We start from the raw sequence: 12894 nt of genomic DNA on the forward strand, positions 1-12894 counted from the left end.
AAATTATTCATTCCCTTTTATTTCATTCTTAAGAAGTGATTCTACATCTTGAATGTTACGGATGTTTGCTGCATTTTTAATGAGTGTTTGCCCTAATAACAAAGCTTGTTGTTTTACGGAAATTTTTCGCTTATAAGGTTGGATCGTATCAAGGTCAGCTACATGCGCTAAACCAATGGTTCGGCGAATGACCTCACATCCGGCAAAGCCAATTGCATCTGTAAAGACTTTTTTCAGGAAAAAATCTAAATATCCCGGTGTTTGAGTGAAGTGTTCTACGCTTTCCGTCTTCCATAAATCAGAGAAAGTAAAAGTGAAACCTTCCCAGACTTGATACAAGTGGGAAATGATGCTAGCCCGTTGACTGTCGTCTCTTGTGATTGCTTGTAAGAGGATATTGGCAAAGAACTGTCCAACATCAAAGCCAATTGGTCCGAAAAATGCAAATTCAGGGTCTATTACTTTCGTATCTATTTCACTAGCAAAGATGCTTCCTGTGTGCAGGTCTCCATGAAGAAGTGCTTCTCCGTTTGTCAAAAATGTGTATTTCAACTTTGCTACTTCAAGCTTTAATTCTGCATCATTCCAAATTTCCTCAACCGAACCAAGCAGCTCAGGCTCGTAATCATTCGTCTCACTTTCATAAAAAGGATCTGTAAATACTAGATCTTCTGTTATCTTACAAAGCTCTGGATTTGTAAAAGCCTGTTGGAGTTTTTTCTTGTCCTGTTGATTCAATCCAAAATCAGAAGTGTAAAAAAGTGTTTTCGCTAAATATTCCCCGATATGCTTAGAAAGAAGCGGAAAGTTCTTGCCCTCTAGAAAGCCATTTCGGACGATTTCCAAATGGGAGAGGTCTTCCATGATCGTAATCGCTAATGCCTCGTTTGTATAATAAACTTTCGGAATAAGATTAGGTACCAAAGTGGCTGCGTTTTTCAAATAATTCCCTTCTATTGTTGCCCTGTGCAAGGTCAACGGCCAGCTTTCACCGACAACTTTTGCATAAGGCAATGCCTGTTTAATAATAATACCTGTGTTATTTTCGTCCCTAATGTGAAAGACAAGGTTTAAATTTCCATCACCGATTTCACGGCAATGCAAGAGTGCACCTTCTTTAAAGAATTTAAGATCTTGTGCTAGTGTAATTGCGGTCGATTCTGTTAACGGCTCATATTCTGTAGTTGCTGTAATTGTCATATTTATTACCCCCGTGTCAAAAATATTTATGATGAGCGGGGCGATTATTCAAAAATAAAAGCCCCTTTCCATAAGAAAGAGGCTTGAAGAGTAGACTTCTCCCCTCTTATCTGCCAGAAATAATTTCTGCTGGAATTAGCACCGTGCCTTATGAACAAATATGTTCGGCGTCCACAAAAGTGTCACGCCCTGTCTCACAACAGTATTACGGTCGGTTGCTGGGTTTCATCGGGCCAAATCCCTCCACCTGCTCTTGATAAGAGATCACAATCATTAAATTGTGAATGTATGAAATTGTGTGAAAATTATTGCTTGATGAAAATAATAACAAGACGCTGGGAAAATTGTCAATAAGTTTTTTTGAAAAGCTTTATTACAACCAATTTCAGATTTTTTAAATAATTTAACGAAATTGTATGAATTGTTTGGTTAAAACCTTGAAAAATTACTAGTCACCTGTTATTATTAAACTATTATTTTTGTTCGGGAAATATGGAAAGTCAGAAACATGTTTTCGTCTTGAAATGTTTGAAAGAGCAAGAATAGTAATATTTACGTGGGTTATCCACAAGGAGGAACAAACATGTTACAAGGTAAAGTAAAATGGTTCAATGCAGAAAAAGGTTTTGGATTCATCGAAGTTGAAGGTCAAGACGACGTATTCGTACACTTCTCCGCAATCCAAGGCGAAGGTTTCAAAACTTTAGAAGAAGGTCAAGAAGTTTCTTTCGAAATCGTTGAAGGCGCTCGTGGACCTCAAGCTGCTAACGTTACAAAATAATGCTAGCCAAATAGAAAAGGACTCCATTGCGGAGTCCTTTTTGTTTTAGGAGAATATACAATACAGTCGATTTCCGTTCCAGGCGCTTCGCTTGCCTGCGGGCGGTCCGTGAGCCTCCTCGGCTGCGCCTGTGGGGTCTCACCTGTCCCTTCCTCCCGCGGGCGTCTGCGCGCCTTCCACTCCAATCAACAAGAAGACTTCATTTATTTATGGGTTTAGGAAAAGGAATCTAACCGAGGTAGCTGAATAAGCATTAACGCAACATTTAAGCAATTTTCAGCTGTGAATTGAAGCAAATGGCGAAGACTCCAGCGGGGGAATAACGGTAGGTTGAGACCCCTGAAGCGTTGTGAGGAGGCTCAAGCACCGTCCCGCGGAAAGCGAAGCCATTTGCGGAAAGGAACAGCGGCGATTCACCAATCAACAAAAGAGATTAATAGTATTGTGGTCTTCGGTCTTCGAAGATTGGGATTCTTTTTCTTACTTCTTCCACCTTCGCCAAATCTATTTCAGCTGTAATGATTTCTTCTGTTTCGCCAGCTTCGGCCACAATTTCTCCCCAAGGATCGATAATCATTGAGTGTCCTGCAAAAGCATTCTTCGGATCAGCACCAGAACGGTTACATGCAATGACATAGCACTGGTTCTCAATGGCCCTCGCAATGAGAAGTGTACGCCAATGATCAACCCTTGCCAAAGGCCACTCTGCCACAACAAATATCGCTTTTGCATCTTTTGTAGTATGCGCGCGTATCCATTCAGGAAAACGGATATCATAGCAAATAAAGCCAGCACAAGTTTCTCCGTCAAGTTCAAACATCCCATCTGTCTTTCCGGGCTGAAGGAAATGATGCTCGTCCATTAAGCGGAAAAGATGCAATTTGCTGTATTCCCCAGCAACTTCTCCGTCTTTATTGACCGTTATCATCGTATTATAAATTCCTTTGTTCGTTTTTTTTGCGACAGAACCGCCCACAATGTGAGTTTTAAGTTCTTTTGCAGCAGATTTAAGGAATTTGGTAGTGACAAAACCGCCGGAATCTGCAATTTTATCAAGGCGTTCGAGGTCATAACCTGTGGACCAAAGTTCAGGAAGGACAATGATATCTGGTCGATCCTTACCTGACAATGTCAGTAGTTCACATGCTTTTTCTATATTTGCTTTGGGATCTCCAAAGGCTACATCAAATTGAATACAAGCTATTTTCCATTTCATAATTTTATCCCCCCGTTGAAAAAATACTTTACAAGTTGAATCTAACAATATATGATTTGTGACTAGGATTTCAAGAATTTTTTAAGTAGGTGAAAAAGGTGAAACACTTTCAACAATCTGAATTATTAAATACACTGCCTAAACAGTTCTTTGCTTCATTGGTTGAAAAAGTGGGAAAGGTTGTTGCACAAGGTCATGATGTTATTAATCTTGGACAAGGAAACCCTGACCAACCGACTCCTGAACATATTGTAAAGTCGTTACAGGAAGCAACCGAAAAACCGAATCATCATAAATATTCCCCTTTTCAGGGTCATCATTTTTTTAAAGAAGCGATCGCAACTTTTTATAAACGAGAATATGAAGTGGACATAAATCCAGAAACTGAGGTGGCCATACTCTTTGGTGGCAAAGCTGGGCTGGTAGAAATCCCCCAATGTTTATTGAATGAAGGGGATACCGTGCTTGTCCCAGACCCGGGTTATCCTGATTATTGGTCTGGTGTGGCATTGGCCAGAGCGAAAATGGAATACATGCCTTTAAAAGAAGTATATCATTTTTTACCAAACTATGAAGATATCAATCCGGAAGTCTTAAAAGCGGCTAAGCTTATGTTCCTCAATTACCCCAATAATCCGACAGGGGCTGTAGCGAATTCTGTATTTTTTAAAGAAACGGTAGACCTTGCAAATGAGCACGATATTTGCGTGGTTCATGATTTTGCATATGGTGCAATCGGATTTGATGGAAAAAAACCACTTAGCTTCTTACAAACTCCTGGTGCGAAAGATGTCGGGATTGAAATCTATACATTGTCGAAAACTTTTAATATGGCCGGATGGCGAGTGGGGTTTGCAGTGGGGAATGAAAGTGTGATCAAAGCGATCAATCTATTGCAAGACCATATGTATGTCAGTATTTTTGGCGCGATCCAAGAGGCGGCTGCCACTGCCTTGTTAGATAAACAAACCTGTGTTCAAGAATTGGTAGATTTGTATGAGGAGAGACGAAACATCCTTATTCATGGATTACAGGAAATTGGTTGGGAAGTAAAGGCGCCAAAAGGTTCTTTTTTTGCATGGTTAAAAGTTCCGGAAAGATACACATCTGAGGAGTTTGCAGACAAACTGCTTGAAGAAGCCCATGTGGTGGTGGCACCTGGTATTGGCTTTGGATCCTTTGGGGAAGGTTATGTGCGCGTCGGTTTATTAACCAGTACAGAAAGATTACAAGAAGTAGTTCAACGAATCAGAGGGTTAAAGATTTTCTGAATAGTCTGTTGACATAAACTCAAAATGATGGCATAATCTCAACTAGAATTTAGTATTTAGATAATTTGAATTTTATATATAATCCAATCTTATCAAGAGCAGGTGGAGGGACTAGCCCGATGAAACCCGGCAACCGACTTATTCAGTTAAGCACGGTGCTAAATCTTGCAGCATGAAGCTGATAGATAAGAGGACGTTAGATAGACTAACCTCTTCTTATGGAAGGGGTTTTTTGTTTTTTTATCATCGTTAGAAAGGGTGTACATAATGTCAGAAATTCTAGCAACCTATTTGGTTCATGATCATAACGGGAATCTCGAAAAAAAAGCGGAAGGGATCGCACTTGGTCTTACCATCGGGTCCTGGACTGAACTTCCGCAGCTTGAACAGGAGCAATTGAGAAAGCATAAAGGCAGAGTCGTAAGCGTGAAAGAGCTCTCGTCAAATGACAGGGTGAATTCTTATTTAGGGAATACGGTGACACGTGGCATTATCCAAATTGCTTATCCTAGTTTCAATTATAGCAATGACTTGCCGGCGATTTTAACCACGGTATTTGGCAAGTTGTCATTAGATGGGGAAATTAAGTTGATTGATCTTGAGTTCAGCAATGACTTGAAGCTAGCATATCCTGGACCGAAATTCGGAATAGAAGGGCTTCGCTCCATTACCGACGTACATCATAGACCATTTGTGATGAGCATTTTCAAAGGGGTGATCGGCAGGGACCTTGATTATTTAACGGATCAGTTGAAGGAACAGGCTCTAGGGGGAGTTGATTTCATCAAGGATGATGAAATATTGTTTGAAAACGACCTTACCCCTTTTGAAAAAAGGATTACCGAAGGCAAAAGGATTCTAGAGGAAGTGAAGGAAGAGACTGGCCATCGTGCAAGATATGCGGTTAACCTGACAGGCCGTACGTTAGAGCTTAAAGATAAAGCAAAAAGAGCGGTAGAATTAGGTGCTGATTTTCTGCTATTCAATGTTTTTGCTTATGGGCTTGATACACTTCAAAGTTTGGCTGAAGACAAGGAAGTATCCATTCCGATCATGGCGCATCCGGCGGTTAGCGGGGCGGTTACCCCATCAGAATTTTATGGGATTTCCAATGAATTGCTATTAGGAAAACTTTTACGCTATGCGGGTGCTGACTTTTCTTTATTCCCATCTCCTTACGGAAGTGTGGCATTGCCGAAGGAACAGGCGCTCGGTATCCGGGACGCTCTGACAGTAGCAGACAATCAGTTTAAATCGACACTGCCTGTCCCTTCAGCTGGAATCCACCCTGGACTCGTACCCCTCCTTTATCAGGATTTTGGTAACGATGCGGTCATCAACGCAGGAGGTGGGGTGCACGGACATAAGCTTGGTGGGGCTGCCGGAGCAAAAGCTTTTCGCCAGGCAGTAGATGCGGTAAAGGCTGGGGAATCATTGACAGCATACGCACAAAAGCATCCGGAGTTAGAGGTGGCCCTCAAGCAGTGGGGAAGTGTGGAGGTTACAACATGAATGCCAATAAACAAATGATTTTTTGTGACTTTGATGGAACCATCACCAATAGTGACAATATCATTGCCATTATGAAAAAGTTTGCTCCAAAAGAATGGGACGAAATAAAAAATCAGGTATTATCTCAAGAAATCTCCATCAAAGAAGGGGTAGGGAAAATGTTTTCCTTGCTTCCTTCTAAGAAAAAGGAAGCAATTACTGAATATATACTAGATCACGCTGAGATACGGGAAGGCTTTAATGAGTTTGTGGCTTTTACAAAAGAAGAAGGAATACCCCTTTATATTGTTTCTGGCGGTATTGACTTCTTTGTGGAACCACTTTTGGAAGGAATGATAGAAGAGGAGAACATCTATTGCAATGGCTCTGATTTTGATGGGGAAACCATAAACATCCTTTGGCCTAATGAGTGTGATGTGGACTGTGACAACGATTGTGGTTGCTGCAAGCCATCGATTATCAGAAAACTTGTCAAATCTGATACTTATAAAATTGTGATTGGCGATTCCATCACAGATTTAGAAGCGGCAAAGCTTGCGGATCAAGTGATAGCGAGGGACTTTCTGATTAAAAAGTGTGAGGAGCACTCCATTGCCTTTTCTCCGTTCGAAACGTTTTATGATGTGATGGATATCTTGAAAAAACGGAAGGTGACAGCATGAGTCATTTTTTAAAGAAATGGACAGAGCTTTCTGAGGTAAAGGAGGAGTTGGCTTCTCGGGATTGGTTCTTTGGCACCAGTGGAAACCTTTCTATTAAAGTATCAAATACCCCGTTGCAATTCTTGGTTTCCTCAAGCGGTAAGGATAAAAGAAAGATAACCTCAGAAGATTTTCTGCTTGTGGATGAACTTGGGAACGCGGTCGAAAGCACTGGCTTGAAGCCTTCTGCAGAAACATTGCTACACCTCGAAGTTTACCGGAAGACGAACGCAGGTTGTTCCTTGCATGTTCATACCGTTGATAACAATGTCATCTCTGAGTTATATGGTGATTACGGTGAGATTAGATTTAGAGGACAGGAAATCATCAAAGCTTTTGGTATATGGGAAGAAGATGCAGAAGTAAGCATCCCAATCATAAGAAACCATGCAGACATTCCAGCTTTGGCAGATGAATTTTCCCAATATATAGATGGAGATGCTGGCGCTGTCCTGATTAGAAATCATGGAATTACCGTTTGGGGAAGGAACGCCTTTGAGGCGAAAAAACACCTAGAGGCCTGGGAATTTCTATTCTCCTATCAATTGAAATTATTAAGTGTAAAAAACTTGGTTCAACCAAAAATATCTATTTAAATCTTATATAGAAAAGTTATTCAATAGTTTCCCTAGCTGTTGATTGGAGGAACGGGCGAAGACTCCGGCGGGAGGTAGCGGTAGCTTGAGACCCCACAGCGGAGCGAGGAGGCTCAAGCACACGCCCCGCGTAAAGCGAAGCCCGGTACGGAAATCAACAGCGGTGTTAATAGTGATATAAAATATGGAGGAATATAACATGGCAGAAATCAGATTACACGAAACAGATGAAAGAATCAGTGGGAAAGAACAGGTAGAAAGCTTCCTGAATGATAATGAAGTAATCTACGAAAATTGGGATATTGCAAAACTCCCTCAACATCTACAGGAAAACTTTTCTTTGACTGCTGAGAACAAGGAAGAAATTCTTACAGTTTTTAAAGATGAAATTGCAGCAATTTCCTTAAAAAGAGGGTACAAGGCACAAGACGTTATCTCGTTATCTGATACAACACCGAACTTGGAGCAACTTCTACAAAATTTCAATAAAGAGCACCATCATACAGATGATGAAGTGCGTTTCATTGTCAGTGGCCATGGAATCTTCGTTATTCAAGGAAAAGATGGTTCTTTCTTTGATGTAGAGTTAGAGCCGGGCGATTTAATCTCTGTCCCTCCCAATGTGCGCCACTATTTCACCTTGATGGAGGATCGTAAAGTAGTCGCGGTTCGAATCTTCGTTACTACAGAAGGTTGGGTACCGATTTATGAAAAAGAGGAAGTAAATAACTAATAAAAAACAAATGACTTTGCCTTGGCAGGGTCATTTTTTTATAAGAATAAGAAATCTTAAAATCCGGTTGATTTCCGTTCCAGGTGCTTCGCTTGCCTGCGGGCGGTCCATGAGCTTCGCTACGCTGCGGGGTCTCACCTGTCCCTTCCTCCCGCGGGCGTCTCCGCACCTTCCACTTCAATCAACAAGGTTATACCAATAACAGAAAGGTTAACAAGAAATATCAAAGCGAGTTAACTGAAAAACTATTACGTTGCTTTTAAGCGGTTTCTAGCTGTGGATTGGAGCAAATGGCGAAGACTCCTGCGGGGGAGTAGCGGCAATGTTGAGACCCCGCAGGCTTGCCGAGGAGGCTCAAGGCCGCCCCGCCGAAAGCGCAGCCATTTGCGGAAAGGAACAGCGGTGAATACCCAACCAACTAAAGTTATTTTATACTACATGACTACTTTATCTGTGTGGAGGGAATATAATGGTAAGAACAGTGATGGTTTTAGGAGGTAGGTTAAATGGAACATTTGGTGATAATTGGAGGCATTGCAGGGGGAATGAGTGCGGCCTCTAAGCTAAGAAGACTAAATGAAACGATAAAAATCAGCGTATTTGAAAAAGATGAACATGTATCTTACGGAGCGTGCGGATTGCCATATTACATATCTGGTGTGACAGAATCTCATGAGGATCTGCTAGCAAGAACGGTAGAAGAGTTTGAAGAACGAAACATCGCCGTCCATATTCATCATGAGGTAACAAAAGTAGATCACTCAAACAAAAGGGTAAAGGTGAAAAACCTTAAATCAGGGGAAGAAACATTTGTTCAATATGATAAACTTTTGATTGCAACAGGAGCCAAACCAATCGTGCCGCCTTTTATCCCGAAAGAGGCAAGCAATGTTCATACATTGAAGACACTGAATGATGGAATAGAAATGCGTAAGTACTACCAAGATGAAAAAATCAAAAAGGTAGGCATCATAGGTGGGGGATATATCGGGATGGAGCTTGTCGAAACCATGGTAGAGCTTGGCAAAGAGGTATTCGTCATAGAGCTGCAAAATCAGATTCTGCCAAATTATGATGAGGATATGGCTAATATTATTGCGGATTCCCTGCAAGATAGAGTGGAAATTCGAACAGGTGAAGAAGTAAAAGAATTGAAAATGTCACAAGGAAAAGTGATAAGCATTGTGACAGACAAAAATGCGTATGAAGTAGATGCGGTTATTGTAAATATAGGAATTAAACCGAACACACAATTTGTAAAAGAGTTAGGCCTAGATATGCTGGAAAACGGCGCAATCATTGTTAATTCCCATCAAGAAACAAGTATTCCATCTATTTATGCAGCGGGAGATTGTGCAACAAGCAATCACCTTCTCTTAAATAAACCTGTAAACATAGCTCTCGGAACAACAGCCAATAAACATGGGAGGGTCGCTGCTGACAATCTTGCCGGTATTCCAACTAAATTTGATGGCATTCTCGGAACAAATGTGGTGAAAATTCTAGAATGGACGGCAGCAATGACTGGAATCACAGAAAAACAAGCACAAGAGGAAAACTTGGATGTTGAAACAGTGGTGATTGAAACAAATAACCATGCCTCCTATTATCCTGAAGCAGAAAAGATTCATATAAAGCTTGTATATGAAAAAGAATCACAAAAGCTCCTGGGCGCTCAGCTGATTGGAAAAGATAAATCCATTGCGAAAAGGCTTGATGTTTATGCGACAGCTATTACGTGCGGATTGTCGACAAGCAAAATTGCTATGTTGGATTTGAGTTATGCCCCTCCGTTTGCTACAGTATGGGATGCAGTCCAAGTGGCCGCTAATGCTGCAAAATAGTTTAAACTTTTATAAATAAGTTGTGTTAATATTATGAATTTTCTTTACCTTAGAAAAGGAATATGCTACTGTTATAGTAGTTTTATAACTTACATATTCTAGAGAGAAACTGCCTAAGGAGTGAGAGAGATGAAGGTGCGTTATAATTTTGTGCCAAAGCATGATGTGGAGTTTTGCGAACCAACTTACACGGTTAAACAAGCTTATGAGAAAATAAAGGATACCGGCTACAGGTGCATCCCCATTCTTAGTAATGACGGGAATACATTCTTAGGTTTGGTATATAAAGTGCATTTATTAGATTATCTTTATGAACAAAAAGGTAGTCCCGACGATTCAATAGAAGTGCTGGTAAAAAACCAAGATGCTTATATATATGAGGAGGATTCATTCTTCAAAGCATTCTTCACGATTAAACGACTGCCGTTTATCGCTGTATTGAATGAGGAAAATGAATTTCTCGGGATACTGACACATGCAAATGTCATGGATGTCCTGGCTGACTCATTTGGAATGAAAACTGGTGGGTATACCCTTACTATCGCTACCATCGAGCACAAAGGAGCGATTAAGGATCTTGTTTCTATGTTAAAGGACGTTAACATAGACGGAATGCTTACACTTGATAACGGAGAAAAATATTTACGCAGAATTATTGTCAATCTGCCGGCTGAATTGCCAGAAGAAAAACTTAACAAGTTAGTAAAAAAGCTCGGAGAAAAAGAATTCCGAGTCACACATGTGGATCAAATTGATGTGCAAAAATAAGACAGAGAGCAGCTTCCAAATTGGAGGCTGCTCTTTCCTCATGAGAATCATTAGTGGAGCAAGATTTCTTTATCAATTAGAATGTTAGACAATGTGACTATCTCCGCTTTTTCTTGCAATTTAGGGATATATTGCTTTAGCACCCCTGCAGTCTTTTCTCCAACAACACCCACATGACCAATAGCAATGATAGAATCATCCACTTCTGTCTTTTTGATGAGGTGATTGGTTTGCTTTACGATATGATTTGTTGAGTAGACTTCGTCAAAGAATAATTCATTTTCTAGAAAAGGAACACCCAATTCGGTAGCTAATTCTGCAACAACACTCTTCTTGGTTGTTTTGCTGTCTAAATAATATAGATTTCTCTCTTTGCAGATTCCTAATATAATTCTCATGATTCGCTTGTCGGCAGTAATTTTTGATCCCATATGGTTATTTATTCCTACTGCATATGGAACAGAATCGATAGCATCATTCACTCTTTTATAGATTTCTTTATCAGTTAGATTAGAAGTAATCGCACCTGGTCCTAGCCAGCTACTTTTTCCCTTTAATGGTTCCATTGGAAGATGAAGAATAACTTCATGACCTAAGCGATGAGCCATTTCAGCGTCTTGTTCAGTGGTCGATAGAAAAGGCATGACAGCAACAGTCAACGGAACGGGTAAATGAAGAATTTCCTCGGTGCCTTTCATGTTATTGCCAAAATCATCAATGACAATAGCCACCTTATTGCTAGAATGAACTTCAGCAGAAGACTTTACAGAAGGGAGATAAAGAATAAACACGCTACTCAACAGTACAACTAGTATTACTTTCATTACTGCACCCACTTGTCTAATGATATATTCTGTGATTCGACAAAATTTGCACCGGTTAATTTTTATAGAAGAGAATCTAACGCTACTCTCCCTAGATACTTTGTCCTATTTTTTGCATATTCTTAAAAAATAATTCCTTGAAAAATATGTCTAACTTTGCGATTCTATTTACATTTATAGAAATTATTGTAATAATTTCTATTGTGGAAATTGATGGAGAAGGGGCGAGTCACATTGTCTTATGAAGGGTATGTGGATCAACTGTTATTACTTATCAAAGAGAAAAGGGATACGATGATGGCAGTAGCCAATAAAACTGGTTATATAAGTGAACAAACGGTTAAATGCAGCCAGGATTTAGATAAGTTGATTTATCAATACCAAGAAATAATATACGAGAAAAAATAATACATAAAAAAAACCGTCCAAAGGGAACGGTTAGAAAATCTGTGTTAAAAAGATCATAAATAGTAGACCGACAATGAAGGAGTAGGTGGAGGTCGTTTCATTGCCATCACCATGACTTTCAGGAATCAGTTCTTTATAGATGATATAAAGCATTGCTCCTGCTGCAAAGGCAAGCCCATATGGGACAAGAGATGAGACCACCGAAGTGAGATAGAATCCTAATAAAGCCATTGGTATTTCAACTGCCCCGGTTAAGGTGGCTACAATAAATGCCTTCCATTTAGTAATCCTTTGGTTCATTAAAAATAAAGCTACCAAAAACCCCTCTGGTGCATTTTGTAATCCTATTGCAAAAGCAATTAAGTTCCCTGTGTCTGCTGCATCTGATGCATAACTTACTCCGACAGATAGTCCTTCGGGTATATTATGAAGGGTAATCGCAGAAACAATAAGCATCGCTTTTTGGTCAAAAGCAATACCTTTACGATTATGCTCCAAATCAATATGGGGAATGGACCTTTCTAAAAGGGTCAAAGTAATTACCCCCAAAAGCAATCCAATTCCTAAAGGAACAAATCCTCCATATGAAAGTGCCTCGGGTATTAAACTCATGGTAGCTGCTGCCATCATGATACCAGCAGTAAATGCAAGGAGTGTATCTCTCCATCTGTGAGTCAATGTATTTTTTAAAAATAATATTGGTAATGCACCTACACCCGTTGACATAGCTGCCAACACACTGCCTATTAATACTTGTGACATCGCATATATCCTTTCTCATCCTTATAAGGAAGATCTCTAATAGAGGTCTTTCATTTTTTATGTAACTAAGGATATTGTACCAATATTATTCTTAGAAACAAGTAAGTCGATTAGAAGAGTTGTTAAATGACATTCATGACAGGACGTCTCTCATCTATCGTCAGACATCTAAAGCGGATTTGGAGAAAAAATATTAATTTATTGTAAATTTTAATATGAAATTAGCGGTTTAAAAGCAAAAAAATGCAATGAAAAGTAAATATTTTTAACATTTTGTA

Annotated in this window: 13 protein-coding genes and 2 riboswitches; of the genes, 9 read left to right on the forward strand and 4 right to left on the reverse strand. The window is 39.9% G+C overall.

What is annotated here, in order from left to right; genetic code table 11:
• Positions 1-3 precede the first annotated feature (3 nt).
• Positions 4-1200 carry an S-methyl-5-thioribose kinase gene (mtnK, locus tag B4U37_RS07780; protein WP_088017773.1) on the reverse strand — a complete coding sequence of 399 codons (1197 nt, stop codon included), beginning with the start codon at positions 1198-1200 and terminating at the stop codon, positions 4-6.
• 103 nt (positions 1201-1303) lie between these two features.
• Positions 1304-1463, reverse strand: a riboswitch (SAM riboswitch).
• Between the two features lie 320 nt (positions 1464-1783).
• On the opposite strand from mtnK, the gene cspD reads away from it, so the two are divergent.
• Entirely contained in the window at positions 1784-1981 is a 198-nt protein-coding gene (gene cspD / locus B4U37_RS07785; protein WP_010192350.1) for a cold-shock protein CspD, read from the forward strand.
• Positions 1982-2414: 433 nt separating this feature from the next.
• On the opposite strand, the gene B4U37_RS07790 is transcribed toward cspD, so the two are convergent.
• A complete protein-coding gene (locus B4U37_RS07790; protein ID WP_088017774.1) occupies positions 2415-3197 on the reverse strand; it encodes a carbon-nitrogen family hydrolase in 783 nt (260 codons plus the stop codon).
• 98 nt (positions 3198-3295) lie between these two features.
• On the opposite strand from B4U37_RS07790, the gene B4U37_RS07795 reads away from it, so the two are divergent.
• The 7 genes from B4U37_RS07795 to cbpA all read left to right on the forward strand — a co-directional run bounded on the left by B4U37_RS07795 (position 3296) and on the right by cbpA (position 10622).
• Complete coding sequence (locus B4U37_RS07795; protein ID WP_010193160.1) at positions 3296-4468, forward strand: pyridoxal phosphate-dependent aminotransferase; 1173 nt, start codon at positions 3296-3298, stop codon at positions 4466-4468.
• 86 nt (positions 4469-4554) lie between these two features.
• Positions 4555-4660, forward strand: a riboswitch (SAM riboswitch).
• Positions 4661-4735: 75 nt separating this feature from the next.
• Positions 4736-5980: a 2,3-diketo-5-methylthiopentyl-1-phosphate enolase gene (gene mtnW / locus B4U37_RS07800; RefSeq protein WP_088017775.1), complete on the forward strand. Its 1245-nt coding sequence runs from the start codon at positions 4736-4738 to the stop codon at positions 5978-5980.
• Positions 5977-6642, forward strand: a complete 666-nt coding sequence (locus B4U37_RS07805; protein ID WP_088017776.1) for a 2-hydroxy-3-keto-5-methylthiopentenyl-1-phosphate phosphatase — start codon at positions 5977-5979, stop codon at positions 6640-6642. Before mtnW ends, B4U37_RS07805 begins: the two co-directional genes overlap by 4 nt.
• Positions 6639-7277 (forward strand): methylthioribulose 1-phosphate dehydratase, encoded by a 639-nt coding sequence (locus B4U37_RS07810; RefSeq protein WP_088017777.1) that lies wholly within the window; start codon positions 6639-6641, stop codon positions 7275-7277. Before B4U37_RS07805 ends, B4U37_RS07810 begins: the two co-directional genes overlap by 4 nt.
• A 199-nt stretch (positions 7278-7476) precedes the next feature.
• A complete protein-coding gene (locus B4U37_RS07815; protein WP_088017778.1) occupies positions 7477-8010 on the forward strand; it encodes a 1,2-dihydroxy-3-keto-5-methylthiopentene dioxygenase in 534 nt (177 codons plus the stop codon).
• A gap of 506 nt (positions 8011-8516) precedes the next feature.
• Positions 8517-9854: a CoA-disulfide reductase gene (locus B4U37_RS07825; protein ID WP_088017780.1), complete on the forward strand. Its 1338-nt coding sequence runs from the start codon at positions 8517-8519 to the stop codon at positions 9852-9854.
• Positions 9855-9983: 129 nt separating this feature from the next.
• A complete protein-coding gene (cbpA, locus tag B4U37_RS07830) occupies positions 9984-10622 on the forward strand; it encodes a cyclic di-AMP binding protein CbpA (protein ID WP_010193173.1) in 639 nt (212 codons plus the stop codon).
• A gap of 50 nt (positions 10623-10672) precedes the next feature.
• Here cbpA and B4U37_RS07835 read toward each other — a convergent pair whose 3' ends face one another.
• Positions 10673-11446 carry a divergent polysaccharide deacetylase family protein gene (locus B4U37_RS07835; RefSeq protein WP_010193175.1) on the reverse strand — a complete coding sequence of 258 codons (774 nt, stop codon included), beginning with the start codon at positions 11444-11446 and terminating at the stop codon, positions 10673-10675.
• A 234-nt stretch (positions 11447-11680) separates the two neighbouring features.
• Here B4U37_RS07835 and B4U37_RS07840 point away from each other — a divergent pair, with 234 nt between their 5' ends.
• Entirely contained in the window at positions 11681-11854 is a 174-nt protein-coding gene (locus B4U37_RS07840) for an aspartyl-phosphate phosphatase Spo0E family protein (RefSeq protein WP_010193176.1), read from the forward strand.
• Between the two features lie 30 nt (positions 11855-11884).
• Here the strand turns inward: B4U37_RS07840 and B4U37_RS07845 are convergent, their stop codons facing one another.
• Positions 11885-12616 (reverse strand): ZIP family metal transporter, encoded by a 732-nt coding sequence (locus tag B4U37_RS07845; RefSeq protein WP_010193177.1) that lies wholly within the window; start codon positions 12614-12616, stop codon positions 11885-11887.
• Positions 12617-12894: the final 278 nt, after the last annotated feature.

This window comes from Sutcliffiella horikoshii, assembly GCF_002157855.1.
GTDB lineage: Bacteria > Bacillota > Bacilli > Bacillales > Bacillaceae_I > Sutcliffiella_A > Sutcliffiella_A horikoshii_C.

What these genes read in the sequence shown, in the direction of transcription:
- mtnK (WP_088017773.1), bottom strand. Translation starts at nt 1,200, where the DNA reads ATGACAATTACAGCAACTACAGAATATGAGCCGTTAACAGAATCGACC.
- cspD (WP_010192350.1), top strand. Translation starts at nt 1,784, where the DNA reads ATGTTACAAGGTAAAGTAAAATGGTTCAATGCAGAAAAAGGTTTTGGA.
- B4U37_RS07790 (WP_088017774.1), bottom strand. Translation starts at nt 3,197, where the DNA reads ATGAAATGGAAAATAGCTTGTATTCAATTTGATGTAGCCTTTGGAGAT.
- mtnW (WP_088017775.1), top strand. Translation starts at nt 4,736, where the DNA reads ATGTCAGAAATTCTAGCAACCTATTTGGTTCATGATCATAACGGGAAT.
- B4U37_RS07805 (WP_088017776.1), top strand. Translation starts at nt 5,977, where the DNA reads ATGAATGCCAATAAACAAATGATTTTTTGTGACTTTGATGGAACCATC.
- B4U37_RS07810 (WP_088017777.1), top strand. Translation starts at nt 6,639, where the DNA reads ATGAGTCATTTTTTAAAGAAATGGACAGAGCTTTCTGAGGTAAAGGAG.
- B4U37_RS07815 (WP_088017778.1), top strand. Translation starts at nt 7,477, where the DNA reads ATGGCAGAAATCAGATTACACGAAACAGATGAAAGAATCAGTGGGAAA.
- B4U37_RS07825 (WP_088017780.1), top strand. Translation starts at nt 8,517, where the DNA reads ATGGAACATTTGGTGATAATTGGAGGCATTGCAGGGGGAATGAGTGCG.
- cbpA (WP_010193173.1), top strand. Translation starts at nt 9,984, where the DNA reads ATGAAGGTGCGTTATAATTTTGTGCCAAAGCATGATGTGGAGTTTTGC.
- B4U37_RS07835 (WP_010193175.1), bottom strand. Translation starts at nt 11,446, where the DNA reads ATGAAAGTAATACTAGTTGTACTGTTGAGTAGCGTGTTTATTCTTTAT.
- B4U37_RS07845 (WP_010193177.1), bottom strand. Translation starts at nt 12,616, where the DNA reads ATGTCACAAGTATTAATAGGCAGTGTGTTGGCAGCTATGTCAACGGGT.